The organism is Kribbella sp. NPDC048837 (assembly GCF_055586945.1).
Window position 1 is genome coordinate 14923 of the sequence record NZ_JBVJHF010000003.1, and the last position, 17846, is coordinate 32768.

General features: G+C 69.4%; 17 protein-coding genes. 10 read left to right on the plus strand and 7 right to left on the minus strand.

The features are described from left to right. Window positions 1-132: 132 nt before the first annotated feature. Window positions 133-777 carry a response regulator gene (locus tag ACZ6O0_RS15745; RefSeq protein WP_465765616.1) on the minus strand — a complete coding sequence of 215 codons (645 nt, stop codon included), beginning with the start codon at window positions 775-777 and terminating at the stop codon, window positions 133-135. Then, complete coding sequence (locus ACZ6O0_RS15750) at window positions 774-974, minus strand: ATP-binding protein (protein ID WP_465765617.1); 201 nt, start codon at window positions 972-974, stop codon at window positions 774-776. Before ACZ6O0_RS15750 ends, ACZ6O0_RS15745 begins: the two co-directional genes overlap by 4 nt. Before the next feature lie 218 nt (window positions 975-1192). Here ACZ6O0_RS15750 and crcB (ACZ6O0_RS15755) point away from each other — a divergent pair, with 218 nt between their 5' ends. From crcB (ACZ6O0_RS15755) to ACZ6O0_RS15770, 4 genes are all read left to right on the plus strand, one after another. After that, complete coding sequence (gene crcB, locus ACZ6O0_RS15755) at window positions 1193-1675, plus strand: fluoride efflux transporter CrcB (protein ID WP_465765618.1); 483 nt, start codon at window positions 1193-1195, stop codon at window positions 1673-1675. After that, window positions 1672-2016: a DUF190 domain-containing protein gene (locus ACZ6O0_RS15760; RefSeq protein ID WP_465765619.1), complete on the plus strand. Its 345-nt coding sequence runs from the start codon at window positions 1672-1674 to the stop codon at window positions 2014-2016. Before crcB (ACZ6O0_RS15755) ends, ACZ6O0_RS15760 begins: the two co-directional genes overlap by 4 nt. Next, the gene (gene crcB, locus ACZ6O0_RS15765) at window positions 2013-2378 is read left to right on the plus strand and encodes a fluoride efflux transporter CrcB (RefSeq protein WP_465765620.1); all 366 of its coding nucleotides are present in this window, start codon (window positions 2013-2015) and stop codon (window positions 2376-2378) included. The genes ACZ6O0_RS15760 and crcB (ACZ6O0_RS15765) overlap by 4 nt, the downstream gene beginning before the upstream one ends. 264 nt (window positions 2379-2642) lie before the next feature. After that, complete coding sequence (locus ACZ6O0_RS15770; protein ID WP_465765621.1) at window positions 2643-3512, plus strand: LLM class flavin-dependent oxidoreductase; 870 nt, start codon at window positions 2643-2645, stop codon at window positions 3510-3512. 6 nt (window positions 3513-3518) lie between these two features. On the opposite strand, the gene ACZ6O0_RS15775 is transcribed toward ACZ6O0_RS15770, so the two are convergent. After that, a complete protein-coding gene (locus ACZ6O0_RS15775) occupies window positions 3519-5627 on the minus strand; it encodes an AAA family ATPase (RefSeq protein WP_465765622.1) in 2109 nt (702 codons plus the stop codon). Window positions 5628-5792: 165 nt separating this feature from the next. On the opposite strand from ACZ6O0_RS15775, the gene ACZ6O0_RS15780 reads away from it, so the two are divergent. Both ACZ6O0_RS15780 and ACZ6O0_RS15785 read left to right on the plus strand, forming a co-directional pair. Continuing rightward, on the plus strand, window positions 5793-7196 hold the full coding sequence (locus ACZ6O0_RS15780; protein WP_465765623.1) for an FAD-dependent oxidoreductase: 1404 nt from the start codon (window positions 5793-5795) through the stop codon (window positions 7194-7196). 12 nt (window positions 7197-7208) lie between these two features. Next, window positions 7209-8048: an alpha/beta fold hydrolase gene (locus ACZ6O0_RS15785; RefSeq protein WP_465765624.1), complete on the plus strand. Its 840-nt coding sequence runs from the start codon at window positions 7209-7211 to the stop codon at window positions 8046-8048. On the opposite strand, the gene ACZ6O0_RS15790 is transcribed toward ACZ6O0_RS15785, so the two are convergent. The 4 genes from ACZ6O0_RS15790 to ACZ6O0_RS15805 all read right to left on the minus strand — a co-directional run bounded on the left by ACZ6O0_RS15790 (window position 8045) and on the right by ACZ6O0_RS15805 (window position 13371). Further along, window positions 8045-9169: an XdhC family protein gene (locus ACZ6O0_RS15790; RefSeq protein ID WP_465765625.1), complete on the minus strand. Its 1125-nt coding sequence runs from the start codon at window positions 9167-9169 to the stop codon at window positions 8045-8047. The two genes, ACZ6O0_RS15785 and ACZ6O0_RS15790, sit on opposite strands and share 4 nt — an antisense overlap. Before the next feature lie 6 nt (window positions 9170-9175). Beyond that, window positions 9176-9652: a (2Fe-2S)-binding protein gene (locus ACZ6O0_RS15795; RefSeq protein ID WP_465765626.1), complete on the minus strand. Its 477-nt coding sequence runs from the start codon at window positions 9650-9652 to the stop codon at window positions 9176-9178. A 7-nt stretch (window positions 9653-9659) separates the two neighbouring features. Further along, window positions 9660-12002, minus strand: a complete 2343-nt coding sequence (locus tag ACZ6O0_RS15800) for a molybdopterin cofactor-binding domain-containing protein (RefSeq protein ID WP_465765627.1) — start codon at window positions 12000-12002, stop codon at window positions 9660-9662. Window positions 12003-12126: 124 nt separating this feature from the next. Then, a complete protein-coding gene (locus ACZ6O0_RS15805; RefSeq protein ID WP_465765628.1) occupies window positions 12127-13371 on the minus strand; it encodes a PucR family transcriptional regulator in 1245 nt (414 codons plus the stop codon). Between the two features lie 136 nt (window positions 13372-13507). Between ACZ6O0_RS15805 and ACZ6O0_RS15810 the strand changes: the two genes are divergently transcribed. The 4 genes from ACZ6O0_RS15810 to ACZ6O0_RS15825 are packed head-to-tail and all read left to right on the plus strand — an operon-like array spanning window position 13508 to window position 17834. Then, complete coding sequence (locus tag ACZ6O0_RS15810; protein WP_465765629.1) at window positions 13508-14734, plus strand: ROK family transcriptional regulator; 1227 nt, start codon at window positions 13508-13510, stop codon at window positions 14732-14734. After that, window positions 14731-16029 (plus strand): extracellular solute-binding protein, encoded by a 1299-nt coding sequence (locus ACZ6O0_RS15815; RefSeq protein WP_465765630.1) that lies wholly within the window; start codon window positions 14731-14733, stop codon window positions 16027-16029. Before ACZ6O0_RS15810 ends, ACZ6O0_RS15815 begins: the two co-directional genes overlap by 4 nt. A gap of 12 nt (window positions 16030-16041) precedes the next feature. Then, the gene (locus ACZ6O0_RS15820; RefSeq protein WP_465765631.1) at window positions 16042-17016 is read left to right on the plus strand and encodes a carbohydrate ABC transporter permease; all 975 of its coding nucleotides are present in this window, start codon (window positions 16042-16044) and stop codon (window positions 17014-17016) included. Beyond that, window positions 17013-17834 carry a carbohydrate ABC transporter permease gene (locus tag ACZ6O0_RS15825; RefSeq protein WP_465765632.1) on the plus strand — a complete coding sequence of 274 codons (822 nt, stop codon included), beginning with the start codon at window positions 17013-17015 and terminating at the stop codon, window positions 17832-17834. Before ACZ6O0_RS15820 ends, ACZ6O0_RS15825 begins: the two co-directional genes overlap by 4 nt. Window positions 17835-17846: the final 12 nt, after the last annotated feature.

The window sequence follows — 17846 nt, forward strand, 5'->3', positions numbered from 1 at the left end:
GCGCGGCATCGTCCGGCTCGGACGACCGGCCCGCGTGCGTGCGCTGGTGAGCAAGGGACAGTCGCCTCGTACGACGACCTCTCGTCACAGGAGGCGCGGATCGCTCAGCTCGCCGGCGACGGTCTAGGACGGTCAGGGTTCGATCAGGCCGGCCCGGATGGCGTAGCGGGTCAGTTCGGTGCGGTCGCGCATGCCCAGTTTCTGGAGGATGTTGGCCCGGTGCCGCTCGACGGTCTTCGGACTGATGGTGAGGATCGCCGCGATCTCCTTGGACGACTGTCCTTCGGCGATCAGCTTGACCACCTGGTCCTCCCGCTCGGTCAGCACCTGACCAGGCACCCGTTCGCCGCGCCGGACCCGCTCGAGGTAGTCGCGGACGAGCGTGCTCACCACGCCCGGGTAGAGGAACGACTCACCGCGCGCCGCGGCCCGGCAGGCGTCGACGAGATCGCGGTCCGCGACCGACTTGAGCACATAGCCACACGCGCCCGCCTTGAGAACGGCGAAGAAGTACGGCTCGTTGTCGTACATCGACAGCATCAGCATCCGCGGCGGTTCGCGGCGGCGTGACAGTTCCCGGGCGGCCTGCAGCCCGGTCATCCGGGGCATCGCGACATCGAGCACGGCCAGGTCGATCGGCGTACGGCGGAACGCCTCGACCGCCTCAGCTCCGTCACTCGCCTCGGCGACCACCTGCAGATCGGGCTCGTGGTCGAGAATCAGCCGTACGCCACGCCGCACCAGCGTGTGGTCGTCGGCCAGCAGGATCCGGATCATCGCGCCACCTCCAACGGGACCGTGAGGCGCACCGCCGTATCGCCCAGCTCGCCCGGTCCGGGGGCCAGCTGCGCGCCGATCAGGAACGCACGCTCCCGCATCCCGCGGATCCCGGTGCCTTCGCCGGCACCACGCAGCCCGAGCCCGTCGTCGTCGACCGCAAGGACAACCGACGGACCCTGTCGTCGCAGCGACACCCTGACCTCCCTGACCGCCGCCGCCCGGCGGCCGCCTCGAAGACCAGTCTTGTGACCGCCCGGACGCCGGACCATGGGGTCCTGACCCCAACTTCGCCGGTGTGGATATGCTGGTGAGGCTTGACCGGCGGTGGGGCTCGCCGGCCCGAACCGTCGCCGTCCTGGCGACCAACAGTCCCTACCTGTAGATCACCGTGTCCAGGTAGGGAGACTCCCCGGTGGAGCATGAGCAGACAGATCCGCTCGTCCGCGAACCCGTCGACTCCGATGTCGACCTACGGGCCGATCGCGACGTTCGCCGTACCCGTGACCCCGTCCTGCTGATCGCCGTCGCGGTCGGCGGCGCCGTCGGAGCGGCCGCGCGGTACCTGATCGGCCAGGCCTGGCCGACCGCGGCCGGCGGGTTGCCCTGGGCCACCTTCGTCATCAACGTGGCCGGCTGCGCCCTGATCGGGATCCTGATGGTCGTGGTGACCGACGTGCTGACCCGGCGGCGGCTGCTCCGCCCGTTCCTCGGCACCGGTGTGCTGGGCGGGTTCACGACGTTCTCGACGTACGCGCTGGAGATCCAGCGCCTGGTCGCCGGCCGGCACGCCGGGACCGCCCTGCTCTATCTCGTGGCAACTGTCGGCGGGGCGCTGATCGCGGTCTGGGCGACGGCCAACCTCACCCGGGCACTGGTCAACTGGAGGCAACGATGAGGCTCACCGGCACCGCCGTACGGCTCACGATCATGATCGGCGAGTCCGACCGCTGGCACCACAAACCGCTGTACGCCGAGATCGTGCACCGCGCTCACCACGCCGGACTGGCGGGCGCGACCGTCCTGCGCGGCATCGAGGGGTACGGCGCGTCGAACCTGATCCACACCAGCCGGCTGCTCAGCCTGTCCGACGACCTGCCGATGGTGATCGTCATCGTCGACACCCACTGCCGCGTCGACGCGTTCCTCCCCCAGCTCGACGAGCTCGTCACCGAAGGCCTGGTGATCCTCGACGACTGTGAGGTGATCCGGTACGCCGGACGCGAGGCGGATCGGTGAACCTGCTCCTCGTCATCGCCGGCGCCGCGATCGGCGCACCCCTGCGCTACCTCACCGACCGCGCGATCCAGGCCCGCCACGACACCGTCTTCCCGTGGGGAACCTTCACCGTCAACGTCACCGGATCGGTCGTTCTCGGCATCGTCGCCGGCGGCGTGCCGCACCAGCTCCAGCTCCTCGCCGGCATCGGCTTCTGCGGCGCCCTGACGACGTACTCGACCTTCTCCTACGAAACCCTGCGCCTGATCGAGGAAGACGCCAAGTTCCTCGCCGTCGCCAACATCGCGGCATCCATCACCGCCGCCCTCGGCGGCATCTTCCTCGGCACCACCATCAGCCAGTCACTCTGGCCGGGCGCCTAGTCAGCACAGGTCGCTGTCGGCGCAATGTTCGATGTGACCGCCGACCATGGTGGTGAGGACCTCGATGTCGAAGAGCGAGTCGGGTTGTCGGAGAGGATCACGAGGTCGGCGTACGCGAGCCGTGGGCATCTGGTTGCCTACAGCAAGCACCAGCCAGGGCGTGCCGGTGCCGCCGATTGGTAGGGGTGCACGAGGTGCGGGCTCGCGGGTATGTTCGGCTGTGGAGTGCCTCGCTCGGTTCGGCAGCAACGCAGGGAGCGGCAGATGAAGATCGGCATCGGACTTCCGTCCACGATCCCCGGCATTCCCGGCCGGCTGATCCTCGACTGGGCCAGAGCCGCGGAAGCGGCCGGCTTCTCGACCCTGGCGACCCTCGATCGCGTCGTCTACGGCAACCTGGAGACAGTGCCGGCGCTGGCCGCCGCCGCGGCCGTGACCGAACGGATCGGGCTGACGACCGCGATCATGATCGGCCCGTACCGCGGGAACGGCGCGGTCCTGGCCAAGCAGCTGGCCACCATCGACGTCATCTCCCAAGGCCGGCTGACGGTCGGCATCGCGGTCGGCGCCCGTCCCGACGACTTCGAAGCGACGGCATCGCCATACGCGACCCGGGGCAAGGCTTTCGACGCCCAACTCACCGAGATGCGCGCCATCTGGTCCGGAGCGTCGCGAGGGTACGCCGGAGCGATCGGACCGACCCCGGTCAGCCCCGGCGGTCCCCCGCTGGTCATCGGCGGCGGCTCGCCGGCCGCGTTCCGCCGCATGACCGAGTACGGCGCCGGCTGGATCCTCGGCGCCGGTGGCCCCGACGCCTTCGCCGCCGGCGCACAGCAGGCCCGCGATTCCTGGCAGGCCGCGGGCCGCGACGGCACTCCCCGCCTCGTCGCCATCGGCTACGTCAGCCTCGGCCCGGACGCCGAAGACCACGCCCGCCAGTACCTCGGCGACTACTACGCCTTCGCCGGCCCGTACGCCGAACGAGCCGCGGCTGGCGCCATCACCACACCCGAACGGCTCTCCGACACCGTCACCGGCTTCACCGAAGCAGGCTGCGACGAACTGATCCTCTTCCCCTGCAACCCCGACCTGAACCAGATCGACCTGATCGCCAGCACCACAAGCCCCGGCTGACCCGGCTCAGCCCTGGGGGCCGTGGAGTTCCCGGGTCCAGAGCCAGTCGGTGATGCGGTCGACGCCTCGGGTGAGGTGGCGGCGGTAGGTGGTGAAGGGCAGGCCGAGGACCTCGGCGGCACGTTCCTGGGTGGTGGCCGGGCGGAGGAAGGTACGGTCGACAGCCCGGAAGGGTCTGTCGTCACGGGGGTCGGCCCGGAGGGACTCGGCCGCCTCGAGGACGAGCGTACGCAGCGTTTCGGCGGATGGGTCACCGCGGTCGCGGATCAGCCTGGATCGCAGGAGCGGGTTGCCGGCGAGCCGGTCCGGCCGGTGCAGAGACCGCAGGGCGGCACGGACGGCCTGGGCGAATTCGGGTTGGGAGAGCACCAACTCCGGATCGGCGCCGGTCGGTGGTCCGGCCGGGGCGCCGATCTCCCGATCGGACATCAGTTCCAGCCAGTCCAACGGCCCCAGCCGCCGGAAGTCGTGGGCGTACACGGCGTAGTGATGGTTCCCGATGTCGTACTCCGCCTCGTGGGCCCGGTGGTAGTCGATGTAGGCGAAGAAGGGCTCCCAGAAGTCCGCGTCCTCGAAACACGCGATGAAGTCCCAGGACAGTCCCGGGCTCGTGAGCACATGCTGGATGTGCCGTGCGGTGATCACGTTGTTCGACGGCGACGGCTTCTGGTAGGCCTCGCGATCCATGAAGAACCTGGCCGCGTAGACGGTCTCGCCCGGCCGCGGCGGGCCGTGCCGCTGGGCGTACTCCCAGATCGCCGCGGCCGCGGGATCGGCAGCGAGGCCGGACTCCCCGGCCTGCTCCAAGCAGATCTCCCCGGCGTACCCGATCGGTTCGCCGGCTCCGGCCCGCATGGCAACGAATGTCGCGGCCGGATGCTCCAACCAGTGCGCCACGAACTCGGCCTGCTCGGTCCCCTGGTGCCGCCTGGTCATCGCGAGGATCGGCGCGCGGTCCTCGTCGCGGAGCTCGTCCGGGAACGCCTGGCCGAACGACTCCCAGTCCCAGAAGCTCCGCATCGCCGGGTTGTTACGGTGCAGGAAGATGATGTCCGCGGTCCAGCGGTGCTGTTCCAGCCCGGTCGTACGGCGGGCCTGCTCGATCAGGTGCCGGCGTACGCGTCGATGCAGATCGGCGTACGACGCACGGTCCCGCCAGCGCAGGTCCGCGTCGAGGACGTCGCGCGCCACGTCGTGCGGGAACACGCCGTACGGGTCCTCCTCGATGAACGACAACCCGCGCAGCCAGCCGAACAGCTCATGTACGTCGTCGCCGCCGAGCGCGGTGCGCAGCAGGTCTTCCGTGGTGAACCTGGCGTGCGCGCAGACCTCCAACGCCTCCCGGTGCCGCGGGCTGGGGACCCACTCGACGAAGTGTTCGAGCAGCACCCGGACCACGTCCGGCGTCTCCTGCAGGGACAGGCCCGGCGCGAGCGCACCCCGGTGCTGCTCGACGACGTCGACCAGCAGGGACAGTGCGAGCGGATGGCCGTGAGTCATCCCGAGCACCCGGCCGTGCAGGTCCTCGGCCACACCCGCGGCGTGCAGGTACGCGCGCGCGTCGTCGGGCTGCAAGTTGCGCAGGGCAACCACTCGCAGAAGCTCACCCCAGCCGGGATCGCTGGCCCACTGCGGCGACGGCGGAATCCGCCCGGCCACCACGACCAGGGCGTCCGCGGGAAGCGCCGGCAGGAACTCCTCACGCAACCAGTTGTCCAGCGGCGTCAACTGCTCGTAGGTGTCGATGAACAGAATCGGGCGCGGGATGCCCTCCAGCGACGCCGCCCGGTCCGGTACGCCGAGAGCCGCGCCGAGCGCAGCGTGGAACGCGGGCGGCGACGGCTCGATCGTCCGCGCATCCAGCCGCACCGCCGTGGCATTCGCCTCCTCGGCGGCCTCGGCGAGAGCGCCCAGCAGTGTGGTCTTCCCGATCCCGCCCGGCCCGTGCACGAACAGCACCGTGAAACCGGCCTCGCCCGGCGTCAACGCGGTCCGGAACAAGTCGAGTTCACCGGCCCGCCCGACGAACCGCCGGCGTCGCGCCTGCCGGAGCCGATCCGCGACCGTGCTCGCGCCCAGCTGCGCTGTCGGCGTCGACCTGCCACGGCTCGTCATGCGCCACACCCCCTCAGTCCAACTTGCCCCGCGCCCGGTTGACGGTCAAGACGGATGGACGCCCCGGACAGTGATTGGACAGCGAATGGACAGTGATCGGTCTGGAAGGTGAACAGGTCCCTGCCGCACGCTTCCGGCACTGATTGACGGCTCCGGAGGTGCGACATGGCGCAGATCCTCGTGCTGGGCGCAGGCCTGAACGGCCTGGTCACAGCGATGCTCCTGGCCCGCGACGGCCACCGCGTGACGATCCTGGAACGCGACGACGCGGGTCCGGGCGACGACGTTTGGCGCGACTGGCAACGGCCGGGCGTGAACCAGTTCCGCCAGCTGCACTTCATGCTGCCCCGCTGGCGGACACTGATGCAGCACGAACTGCCGGCCGTGCTCGAGCAGTTGATCGCCCTCGGCGGCACCCGCGTGAACGTGTTCGACGAGCTGCCGGCCGAGCTGACCGGTGGCCGGCGGGACGGCGACGAGCGCTTCGGCACGGTGACGGCCCGGCGCCCGATCCTCGAGGCAGCCGTCGCCGCTGTCGCCCGGACGACTCCCGGTGTCGAGATCCGCCGCGGCGTCACGGTCACCGGACTGCTCACCGGGCCTAGCTCGGTCGCAGCCGCACCCCACGTGACCGGGGTCGTGCTCGACGGTGGCGCCGTACTCCGTGCCGACCTCGTCGTCGACGCGACCGGGCGGCGGTCGCAGGTCAGCACGATGATCGAGTCCGCCGGTGGCCGCCGGCCGCACGAGGAGCGCGAGGACTCGGGATTCGTGTACTACGCCCGCCACTTCCGCTCGGCCGACGGATCCCGCCCCGCGGCCCTGGGCACATTGCTCCAGCACTTCGACAGCCTGTCGGTCCTGACGCTGCCCTGTGACAACGACACCTGGGGCGTCGGGTTCATCACGTCCGCGCGGGACAAGCAGGTGCGCGGGCTGCGCGACGCGTCCGCCTGGCAGGCGGCGCTGAAGCTCTATCCGACGGTGGCCCACTGGGGCGAGGCCGAACCGATCACCGACGTCCAGGTGATCGCCGGCATCGAGGACCGCTACCGCCGGTACGTCGTCGACGGCGAACCGGTGGTCACCGGGCTCGTCGCGGTCGGCGACGCGTGGGCGTGTACCAACCCCTCGCTCGGTCGCGGCGCGTCGATCGGGATGCTGCACGCCTGCGCCCTCCGCGACCTGCTCCGCGACGTCGGCCCGGACCAGCCGGAGAAGCTGGTACGGCGGTTCGACGAGATCACCGAGAGCACGGTCACCCCGCTGTACCGGATGACCGTCGGCTTCGACCGGCACCGGCTGAACGAGATCGCCGGGGACGTCGCCGGGGAGCCCTACCACACCTCGGACGCCGCCTGGGCGATGAGCAAAGCGCTGTACGCCGCGGCCCGCCACGATCCCGACGTACTGCGTGCCTATGTGTCCGTCGTCTCGATGCTGTGCACTCCGCAGGAGGCACTGGCAGCACCCGGTCTGGTCGGTCGGGTCCTCACTCTCGGCGCCAACGCACCGCAGTACCCACTACCCGGTCCCAACCGCGGCGAACTCCTGTCCGCCATCGCCTGAAAGGAGCTCGCCATGCGCCTCGACATCAACGGAACGGTCCTCGAGGTCGAGGACCACGGCACCGGCCGGCCCGTCCTCCTGCTCCACGGCTGGCCGGACACCCACGAGGTCTGGCGCCACCAGATCAGCGCACTCGGCGAGGCCGGCTACCGGATCATCGCGCCCGACCTCCGCGGATTCGGGCTCTCGGACAAGCCCGGCACCGTCGAGAGCTACGGAATGATCCAGCTGGTCAGCGATCTCATCGGACTCCTCGACGTCCTCGGGGCACCACAGGCCGAGGTCGTGGGGCATGACTGGGGCGGTGCGATCGGTGCGGTGCTCGCCGCCCTGGCGCCCGAACGAGTCGCCAGCCTGACCTGTCTGTCGGTCGGTCACCCGGCGGCGTTCGCGGCCGCGGGCTGGGAGCAGCGGGAGAAGTCGTGGTACATGCTGCTGTTCCAGTTCCCCGGCGTCGCCGAACGCTGGCTCGCTGCCGACGACTTCGCCAATCTGCGGACCTGGAGCCGGCACCCGGACATCGACTCTGTCATCGCACACCTCCGCGACCCCGCGGCCCTCACCGCGAGCCTCGCGGTGTACCGGGCGATCCTGCCCCCGGAATCGCTGATCCGGCCTCCGACGGAGCTCCCGCCCATCCAGGCACCGACCATGGGCATCTGGAGTTCCGAGGATCTCGCCATCACGGAACAGGCCCTGACCGGTACGGCGGCTTTCGTCGACGCCCCGTGGCGGTACGAGCGGATCGACGGCGTCGGCCACTGGCCACAACTCGACGTACCCGATCAGATCAACGCCCTGCTGCTCGACTTCCTGAGCAGCCCTGGGATCGGCGTGCGCAAGATCGCCTAGGACACGCCCGCCGGCTCGCCGTGGATCCGGCCCTTGGTCGTCGACAAGGGCCGGCCGCTGGCCGAGGACCGCGACGCGATGATCTCCGCCGCGATGGAGATCGCGGTCTCCTCCGGGGTCCGCGCGCCGAGGTCCAGACCGGTGGGTGACGACAGCCGGGCGAGCTCCGCCTCGGTCACGCCGACCGCTCGCAACCGGGTCACCCGATCCTCGTGCGTACGGCGTGATCCCATCGCGCCGATGTAGCCGGCGTCGGTCCGCAACGCCACCTCCAGCAGCGGTACGTCGAACTTCGGATCGTGGGTCAGCACACACAGGACGGTGCGCCGATCCACCAGGCCCTGGTCGAGCGCCTCCGCCAGGAAGCGATGCGGCCAGCGGACGACCACCTCGTCCGCCTCGGGAAACCGCTGCCGAGTGGCGAACACTCCACGCGCGTCGCACACCGTCACGTGGTAACCGAGAAACTTGCCCGCACGCGCCATGGCGGCCGCGAAGTCGATCGCGCCGAACACGAACATCCGCGGCGGCGGCGTGAACGCCTGGACGAACACGGCGACCTCAGCCCGCTGACACTCGCCCTGCGCGCCGTAGTACCGGATCGCGGTGGAGCCCTGGTCGAGCATGGCCACCGCGTCCTCGACGACGGCAGCATCCAAGCCGGAGTCACCGACACTGCCGGTGACTCCGTCCGGACAGACGACCAACCGCTGCCCCAGGCTCTCTCCGGTGGTGACCACAGTCGCGACGGCGACCGGTCGGCCCGCATCGACGGCATCGGTGACCGCATCGAAGTCGGCGAACGACGCCAGATCGACTGGCTGCACCAGGAGCTCGATCACTCCCCCACACGTCAGTCCCACGGCGAAGACATCGTCATCGGAGACGCCGTACCGTCGCACAGCCGGCAGGCCGGTCTTGATGACCTCGCGAGCCACCTCGTACAAGTCGGACTCGACGCAGCCGCCGGAGACACTGCCCACCACAACGCCGTCGCCGGACACGGCCATGGCCGCGCCCGGCTGGCGGGGCGCCGACCGGAAGGTGTCGATCACCGTGGCAACGGCGAACCGCCCGCCCTCGCCGTACCACTGCCGGAGGTGCGGGAGCAGCTCACGCACGCCGCCTCACATGTCCTCGGCGCCGGCCTTGATGGCCTCACGGATCCGCGAGTAGGTGCCGCACCGGCAGATGTTGCGCAGCTCGTCGAGGTCCGCGTCCGTGATCTCGCGGCCCGCCGCATGGGCCTGCTTGACCTTGGCCACGGCCGCCATGATCTGGCCGGGCTGGCAGTAGCCGCACTGGGAGACGTCGTGGTCGAGCCAGGCCTGCTGCATCGGGTGCAGGTCCTTGCCGACGGTCGCTGGCAGGCCTTCGATGGTGGTGATCTCGTCGGCCGGCTGGATTTCCTTGACCTGAACCGCGCACGGGTTGAAGGCCTTGCCGTTGATGTGCGAGGTGCAGGACTTGCAGACCTCCAGCGCGCACCCGTACTTCGGCCCGGTGACGCCGAGCAGGTCGCGGAGCACCCAGAGCAGACGAACGTTGCCTTCGGCCTCGACCTTGATCTGCTTGCCGTTGAGTTTGAAAGTGTGCGTTGCCATGAATTCCTCAGAACGTGTGGTCGAGACCGTCGGTGGGTGACTGCGGGGTGGACGGCTCCAGCGGCAGCGGTTCGAAACCGAGCGTGCCGTGGTTGATCGGGAAGTACGTCGGCATCGTCCCGGTGGCACGAGCGTAGGCACACGCGATCGCGGCGAAGGCCGGCGCCACCGCCAGCTCACCGGCGCCACTGGGGTTGTCGCTGGTGTTGGGCATGATGATCACTTCGACGTCCCGAGGCGTATTCCACTGCCGGGTGTAGAAGTAGTCGTCCCAACTGCCTTCGAGTGGCATGCCGTCCTTGATGTGCAGGCTCGAGGTCAGCGCGAGCGCGACGGCGTCCTGCAAACCGCCGATCATCTGCGCTTCCAGCCCGCGGGGGTTGATGCAGAACCCGGGATCCACCACGATCAGTGCCTTGGTCACCCGCGGACCGCTCACACCGTGCGGAACAGGCCTGTTCACCGTCTCCGGCCGGCAGTCGATCTCGACCAGCGTCGCGACCGCGCCCCGGTACTCCGAGTGCACCGCCACACCCTGCGCCATGCCCTTCGGCATCGTCCTGCCCCAGTGGCCGGCCTCGGCCGCCTTGTTCAGCACCGCCAGCAAACGCTGATCCTTGAGGAAGTTGCGGCGGAACCGCACCGGGTCCTGGCCCATCTTGGCCGCGAGCCGGTCGACCACGAGCTCCTCGGCACACACCACGTTCGGCGAGTAGATGTTGCGCATGCTGCCGGTGTTGAACTTCAGCGGGATCTCGTTCAGCAACTGTGTGGTGACCCCGAAGTTGTACGGCGAGGACTGGCTGAGCGCGAAGATCGTCTCGGCGAACGAGAGGTTGCCGCCGACCGGCAGATGCGCGGCGGTCGACGTGATCATCTCGCCGAGTCCGTGACCGAACTCGGTCTGCACGCTGGTGTGCCGCTGCTCGTAGCTCAGGACGTTCCCGGCAAGGTAGTTCACCCGGACCCGCGACGTACACATCGGGTGGACGCGGCCCTGGCGGAAGTTGTCCGTCCGCGACCAGGACAGCTTGACCGGCTTGCCCATCTTCTGCGAGATCTCCGCCGCCTCGGCCGCCACGTCGTGGAACAGGTGCCGGCCGAACGAGCCGCCGCCCTGGATGACGTGCACCTTCACCGCGTCGATCGGCAGGCCGAGCCGCTTGGCGATGTCCTCCTGGGCGACGATCGGCACCTTGAGGCAGGACCAGATCTCCACGCTGTCCGGGCGGACGTCGGCGATCGCACAGTCCGGCTCCAGCGGGCTGTTGCTGGCGAAGGCGAAGACGAACTCGGCGTCGATCGTGTTCGACAGCAGCGGCGGCACGGCCATCGGGAGCTGTGCCGCACGGAGCTTCGCGAGCACGGTGGCATCGGACTCGTTGTCCACCGTTCCCGGGCCCCAGGTCGCGTCGACCACCTGGATGGCGTCGATGCACTGACCGAACGTCTCACCCCGGATCGCCACGCCGTGCGTGATGGCGACGACGTCCGTGATGCCGGGCATCGCGCGGACTTCGGCCAGATTGTTGACCGACTTGACGGTGCCGTTGATCGTCGGCGGCCGGGCCACCATGGTCGGCTTGGCGCCCGGGACGTCCATGTCCATCCCGAACTGCTTGCGGCCGGTGACGATGTCATGCGCGTCGACCCGGTTGTGCGGGCGCCCGAGGACGGTGAACTCCGACCGGGGCTTGAGCTCGGCCGACACCGTGATCGTCTGCGAACTCGCGGCGGCCCGGGCCAGCGATCCGTACGTGGCCGTCCGCCCGCTCGGTCCACTGATCACACCGTTGCGCGTCGTCAGCTTGGCGGCCGGCACACCCCACTGCGCGGCGGCCGTGTCCACCAGGCGCTGCCGGGTGATCGCGGCGGCCGTACGGACCGGGATGTACATGCTGCGCATCGAGTTCGAACCGCCGGTCAGCTGATTCATCAGCAACTCCGGCCGTGCGTCGGCCAGCCCGATGGTGATCTTGTCCATCGGCAGGTCCAGCTCCTCGGCGACCATCATCGCGATCGACGTCGTCACGCCCTGGCCGACCTCGGCCCGGGGAACGGCGAAGAACGCGGTGCCGTCGGTCTTCAGCTCGACCGAGATCAGGCCGGACGTGGGAAGGGCCGCGAGGTTCTGCAGATCGCCGAGGTCGAAGATGTCCTCGGGCTGCGGCAGCGACGGTACGGCGGCATCCGCCGCCCGCGGGTCCGCCGAGTCGGCGAGCCAGCTCACCCCGACCGCGAGGGTCGGCGCGGCGAGCAGATACCCGAGAACGCGACGGCGGCCCAGCAGGCCGCGCACTCCGGCCGGCTGCTGTGGTGACTCGTCCGGCGACCGACGGTGTTCGGCCATCAAAGATTCCTCCGTGTTCGACCAATGCTGGGAACGCAGTCTGACAGTGGGAAAGGCGTCGCGGCATGGCCAGAACGCCTACGTTCGGACCGGCCCGGCTGTGCACAACGCACAGCCGCCGAGCTCATCCGGCGCGCGGTGGGAACAGCCTGATGGCCCGGATCGCGAGGCCGAGATCCAGGTGCGATGCGGCGTCGGTGAGGTCGCGGCCGGTGATCTGATGGATCCGGTGCAGCCGATTGATCACCGTGTTGCGATGGCAGTACGCCAACTCGGCTGTGCGCCGGACGGAACCGCCCGCGGCCACCCATCTCTCGAGGGTGTCCAGCAGTAGTTCACGTTCGGCTTCCGGCACTTCCAGGAGCGGCACCAGCCACGTCTGGACGAGTTGCTCGGCCAGCTCCGGAGCGCTGAGCAGCAAGGCTTCCGGGAGCCGCTCGGTCAGTGACGCCACCCCGATCTGGCCGGCCGGCAGCGTCCGCCGGGCCAGTGTCGCCTGCCGGTACGCGACGTCCACATCAGCCAGTCCGGAGACGACCCCGGACATCCCCGCGGGCGCCCGGACGGCGGCGCGCAGCGATCGGAGAACGGCGTCCGGAGATTCGGTGCCCAGGGCAAGCAATCCGACGACCGTGTGGGTGCGCACCTGCCACGCCGAGGCGACCCGGACGCCGGCCAACCGCCGGGCGAGCGACGCGACCGTGCACTCGTCGTCGACCAGGTTGTCGATCGCGACCACGGCGTACGCACCGTTCACCGGGACGTCGAGGACCGTGGCCGCCTCCAGGACGAACGCCCGGTCCTTCGCGCGGCCGTGCAGCAACCCTTCCCAGAGCATCGATCGTCGTCGCTCGTCGGCGCGGACGAGGTGCCGCTCCGCGGCGTGATACGCGGCCGCGACCTGCGACGACGTACTGTCGACGACTTCCCAGACCTTGCTCGCGACATCCAGCAGGGCGTCGGAGTCGACCACGCCCTGGGCCCGGGCCTCGTCGATCAGCGCCTCCCACACCAGCCGGCCACCCAGGCGGAACGAGCGGAGCACGTCGTCGAGCGGCATCCGCTGCTCGGCCCGGCGCCGTCCGGTCTCCCGCGCCGCATCGAAGTAGTCCACTGTCGCGGACCGGCCCAGGTGGCGGTCCGTGCCGGCGATCATCTGCACGACCCGGGCGACGTTGTCGTGACACGAGCGCCACAGGTCGTCCGCCGGGACCGAGTCAAGCTCGCGATAGGCGGGGTTCTGCGCGTAGATGGTTTCGACCAGCGCGTCGGTGACCGGCGAGAGGTGCTGCAGCAGGCTGCCGGCCAGTGACTCCGCGGTCCGCGGGGCCACCGGAAGCGCGACGTCCTGACGGGCAACCTCACTCATAGTCGGCACAGCATCGCACACCGTGGCCGAATCGCACAGATCCCGCGATGCAGGACACCTCCGAGAATCCCTGGACACTGCCCGGATGCCGGGACTACTGTCTCACCTCAACCAATTCTATTCACCGTGAGAATAAATGACGAAGCTGGAACGAGGCAGTGCCGGGACCCGGACGGCCAACCGCGGGGCGATCATCGCCGCGCTGCTGTCCGAGGCCGGGATCGACCGCCGGCAACTGGTCGAGCAGACCGGACTGAGCTGGGCCACCGTGGCCCGGATCGTGGACGACCTGCTCGCCGACGGGCTGGCCCTGGAGCAGCACAAGATCGTCCGGGACGGCCCGGGCCGGCAAGCCGCCGCGCTCGGGTTCAACCCGCGGTCCGGGCTGGTCTGCGGGATCGATCTCGGCGGCACATACTGCCGGATGGTGATCGCCGACGGCATCGGTTCGGCGATCATCCGCTGCCGGGACGAGACACCACGCGATCTCGAGGCCGCCGAGCTGGCGTCCTGGATCGCGACCCGCGTGCTCGGTCTGGTCGACCGGTACGGCGACGGCGTACCGCTGACGTCCGTGGCGATCGGTCTGCCCGGTGTGGTTGCCTCGACCAAGGACCGCGTGGTCGGCGCGTTCAACCTGCCGCAGATCCTCGGCACCACCTTCGTCCGGACCGTCGGCGCCGAGCTCGGCGTACCGACGATCATCGACAACGACTCCAACCTGGCTCTGCTCGGTGAGCTGCACTACGGCGATCTGCCCAGGGACGAGACCGTCGTCCTGCTCAGCCTGGGCACCGGTCTCGGCTCGGCGGTCGCCTTCAACCGGCAGGTGCTCGCCGGGCCCGAGGGTCTGCTCGGCGAGTTCGGCCGGCTGCGGTTGCCCGGTCGCAAAGAGCGCCTGCGGGACCTGCTGTCCGGTGCCGGCCTGCTCGCCCTCGCCCAGGCCTCCGGTCACCGGCTCGCCAGGGCCGACGACGTGTTCGCCGACCCGGACCGCTTCGGCGGCCTCGTCGACGAGATCCACGAGGCGCTGCTGCACCTCGTATCGATCGTCGCCCTGGCGTACGAACCGAGCACGGTCGTCTTCACCGGCGGCTTCTCCGGAGCGTTCAGCGACTCCGCCCTGCAGACCGTGAGCACCGAGACGTACGAGACCGTCGGCGTGCACAGCGACCTGCGCCGATCCGTGCTCGGGGACTCCGGCGGCCTGCTGGGTGCGATGGCCGCGGCCCTGAGTGGCTACTACACCTCGATCGGGGTGGCGCGCCATCAGGTCGCCTCGATCACGACCTCCGCCCCTGACGTCGTGGCCTCGCTGGACGGCTGCGCTGTCGACCCATCAGCGAAAGAGGAACCAGCATGACACGTTGCAAGACGCTGGCTGTCATCGCATCGATCTCCGCCGCCCTCACCGCCCTGGCCGCCTGCGGCGGCGGAGGGCCGGGCAAGTCGGCGCCGACGAACGAGTTGACGGTCTGGATGATGACCGGCGGCCCCGGCGACAACAAGATCATCCAGAACGTCACCGACGAGTTCCACCAGAAGCATCCCGACGTCCAGGTCAAGGTCGAGGTGCAGCAGTGGGACAACATCGTCACCAAACTGACCACCGCACTGGCCTCGGACAACCCGCCCGACATCGTCGAGATGGGCAATACGCAGACCCCGATGCTGACCGCCTCCGGCGCGTTGGCCGAGCTCACCGCGGACAAGGGCGACTTCGAGTCGTCCGACCAGTGGCTGGCCGGCCTGGCCGGGCCCTCGACGTACCAAGGCAAGCTCTACGCGGCGCCCTTGTACGGCGGGACGAAGGTCGTCATGTACAGCAAGAAGATGTTCGCCGCCGCGGGCATCGCCAAGCCGCCGGCGACGCTGGACGAGCTGGTCGCCGACTGCGGGAAGCTGGCCAAGGCGCACACCGCGACCCCGAACTTCTCGGCGTTCTACATGCCCGGGCAGTACTGGTTCGCCGGGATGCCGTTCCTGTTCGGCAAGGGCGGCAAGATCGCGAGCGAGAACGACGGCAAGTGGGCCGCCGAGATGAGCAGCGCCGAGAACCAGGCCGGCCTCGCGGAGTGGAAGAGGTTCCAGAACGCCTGCTCGACGCCGTCCTCGATCGGCGCGAACACCGACAGCCCTGACCAGGACCAGATCTTCGCCGACCAGAAGGCCTCGATGATCTACGTGAAGGCCTGGGAGCCGGGCGCGGTGAAGGAGATCAACGCCGCGGTCGCCGCGGATGCCGGCTACTTCATCATGCCGGGCTACGAGCCCGGCAAGCCGCTGCCGGTGATCGTGGCCGGCTCCACCATCGGCATCGCGCAGAACAGCCCGAACAAGGAGACGGCGGTCGACTGGCTGAAGATCGTCACCGGCAAGACCTTCCAGCAGACGATGACCCGGACCATCCACCAGCTCCCGGTCGTCACCGGCTTCCTGCCGACCGACGACGTGCCCGAGGTGCTGAAGCTCGGCGCCCAGGCGGCGACCGTCAGCCAGGCCCTGCCGTCGACACCGGGCGAGGCGACCCTGGAGACCGAGAGCTACAACGAGCAGTTCTTCTCCAAGATCGCCAAGGGCAGTGACATCGCCAAGGCCGCCGAGGACTACGACAAACACGCGACCGAGGCCTTCAACGCCCAGTCCGGCCAGCGCTGACGGTAGCGGCTGATGACCTCGCTCACCCAAGCACCGGAGACGGGAACCGTCACGCCGGCGCCACCACGCGCCGGCCGGCCGGTCCGGCCCCACCGGCTCGGACGGCTCACGCCGTACGGGCTGGTCGGGCCGGCGGTGATCGCGTTCGTGGTCGTCCTCGGCTACCCGATGGTCCGGCTGGTCTGGCTGTCGGTGCAGGCCTTCGGGCCGCGGTCGCTGTTCACCGGGGAGGCGCCGTTCGTTGGCCTGGGCAACTTCACCCGGGTGCTCGGCGACAGCGACTTCTGGCACGTCCTGCTCCGGACGCTGATCGTCAGCGTGGCCTGCGTCGGCGCGCTGATGGTGATCGGGTTCCTGCTCGCCTCGCTGCTGCGGCAGGTGTCGGGCTGGGCCCGGGTGATGCTGTCGGTGTGCCTGGTGCTGGTCTGGGCGATGCCGATGGTGTCGGCGGCGATGATCTGGCGGTGGCTGTTCGAGCCGCAGTACGGCGTCCTGAACTGGGTCATCACGCAGGTGCGGGTCCTCGGTGACTTCTCCGCGCACGACTGGTTCTCGTCGCCGGGTCAGGCCCTGTTCCTGATCATCGCCCTGATCGTCTGGAAAGGGCTGCCGTTCGTGGCCCTGACCTTGTACGCCGCGATGGGCCAGATCCCCGACGACCTGTACGAAGCGGCCGGCCTGGACGGCGCCGGGCGGTGGTCGATGGCGCGCCACATCACGCTGCCGATCCTCGGCCCGGTGCTCGCCGTACTGGTACTGCTGGAGGTGATCTGGTCGGTCAACTCCTTCACCCCGTTCTGGGTGCTCACCCAGGGCGGCCCCGACGGCGGTACGACGACGCTCGGCGTGTACTCGTACCTCGAAGCCTTCACCCGCAACGACTACGGCGGCGGCGCAGCCATCGCGATCGTCACCGTCGTGCTGCTCGCCGTCCTGGCCGTGCTCTACGTCCGGCGGTTGTTCGCCCAGGGCGAGGTGACCGGATGAGACGCAGACGCGCACTCCCCAACACGATCGCCGTCCTGGTGTCGCTGGTGGTGATCTTCCCGGTCTACTGGATGTTCGCCACCGCGCTGAAGCAGCCCGGCAGGATCCTGTCGGCGACACCGGAGTTCGTCCCCTGGCCGTTGAGCCTGGAGAACTTCCACACCGCACTCACCCACGGCACGTTCCTGCGGTACGTCGGCAACTCGCTGCTGGTCTCGGTGTCGACAGTGCTGATCGCGCTGATCGTTGCCCTCGGCGCCGCGATCGCGCTGGCCCGGTTCCGGTTCCTCGGCCGCCGGGCGTTCCTGGTCGGCCTGGTGCTGGTCCAGATGGTGCCGGGGTCGGCGATGGTGATCCCGCTGTACCTGATGCTGCGCTCGGTCGGCGCGATCGACTTCGTGCCGGGGCTGATCATCACCTACATGACGTTCGTCCTGCCGTTCACGATCTGGACCCTGCGCGGCTTCGTGGCCGGTATCCCGCTGGAGCTCGAGGAAGCCGCGATGGTCGACGGCTGCGGCCGGTTCGGCGCCTTCTGGCACATCCAGCTCCCGCTACTGGCCCCGGGCATCGTGGCCACCTCGATCTTCGCCTTCATCAGCGCGTGGGACGACTACCTGTTCGCCTACGTGTTCCTGAAGTCGCAGAGCAACTACACGCTGCCGGTCTGGCTGGTCTCGTTCCAGACGTCCGACGGCATCGACAACGGCGCCACCATCGCGGCGTCCGCGATCTTCTCGCTCCCGGTGCTGATCGTCTTCCTGCTGATCCAGCGTCGGCTGGTCGGCGGGATGACGAGCGGCGCGGTCAAAGGATGAATCCCCTCAGGA

Bases quoted from the DNA above. Each gene is read 5' to 3' on its own strand.
- ACZ6O0_RS15770 (WP_465765621.1), top strand. From the start codon at position 2,643: ATGAAGATCGGCATCGGACTTCCGTCCACGATCCCCGGCATTCCCGGC.
- ACZ6O0_RS15780 (WP_465765623.1), top strand. From the start codon at position 5,793: ATGGCGCAGATCCTCGTGCTGGGCGCAGGCCTGAACGGCCTGGTCACA.
- ACZ6O0_RS15800 (WP_465765627.1), bottom strand. From the start codon at position 12,002: ATGGCCGAACACCGTCGGTCGCCGGACGAGTCACCACAGCAGCCGGCC.
- ACZ6O0_RS15785 (WP_465765624.1), top strand. From the start codon at position 7,209: ATGCGCCTCGACATCAACGGAACGGTCCTCGAGGTCGAGGACCACGGC.
- ACZ6O0_RS15745 (WP_465765616.1), bottom strand. From the start codon at position 777: ATGATCCGGATCCTGCTGGCCGACGACCACACGCTGGTGCGGCGTGGC.
- ACZ6O0_RS15795 (WP_465765626.1), bottom strand. From the start codon at position 9,652: ATGGCAACGCACACTTTCAAACTCAACGGCAAGCAGATCAAGGTCGAG.
- ACZ6O0_RS15760 (WP_465765619.1), top strand. From the start codon at position 1,672: ATGAGGCTCACCGGCACCGCCGTACGGCTCACGATCATGATCGGCGAG.
- ACZ6O0_RS15825 (WP_465765632.1), top strand. From the start codon at position 17,013: ATGAGACGCAGACGCGCACTCCCCAACACGATCGCCGTCCTGGTGTCG.
- ACZ6O0_RS15775 (WP_465765622.1), bottom strand. From the start codon at position 5,627: ATGACGAGCCGTGGCAGGTCGACGCCGACAGCGCAGCTGGGCGCGAGC.
- ACZ6O0_RS15810 (WP_465765629.1), top strand. From the start codon at position 13,508: ATGACGAAGCTGGAACGAGGCAGTGCCGGGACCCGGACGGCCAACCGC.
- ACZ6O0_RS15820 (WP_465765631.1), top strand. From the start codon at position 16,042: ATGACCTCGCTCACCCAAGCACCGGAGACGGGAACCGTCACGCCGGCG.
- ACZ6O0_RS15815 (WP_465765630.1), top strand. From the start codon at position 14,731: ATGACACGTTGCAAGACGCTGGCTGTCATCGCATCGATCTCCGCCGCC.
- ACZ6O0_RS15805 (WP_465765628.1), bottom strand. From the start codon at position 13,371: ATGAGTGAGGTTGCCCGTCAGGACGTCGCGCTTCCGGTGGCCCCGCGG.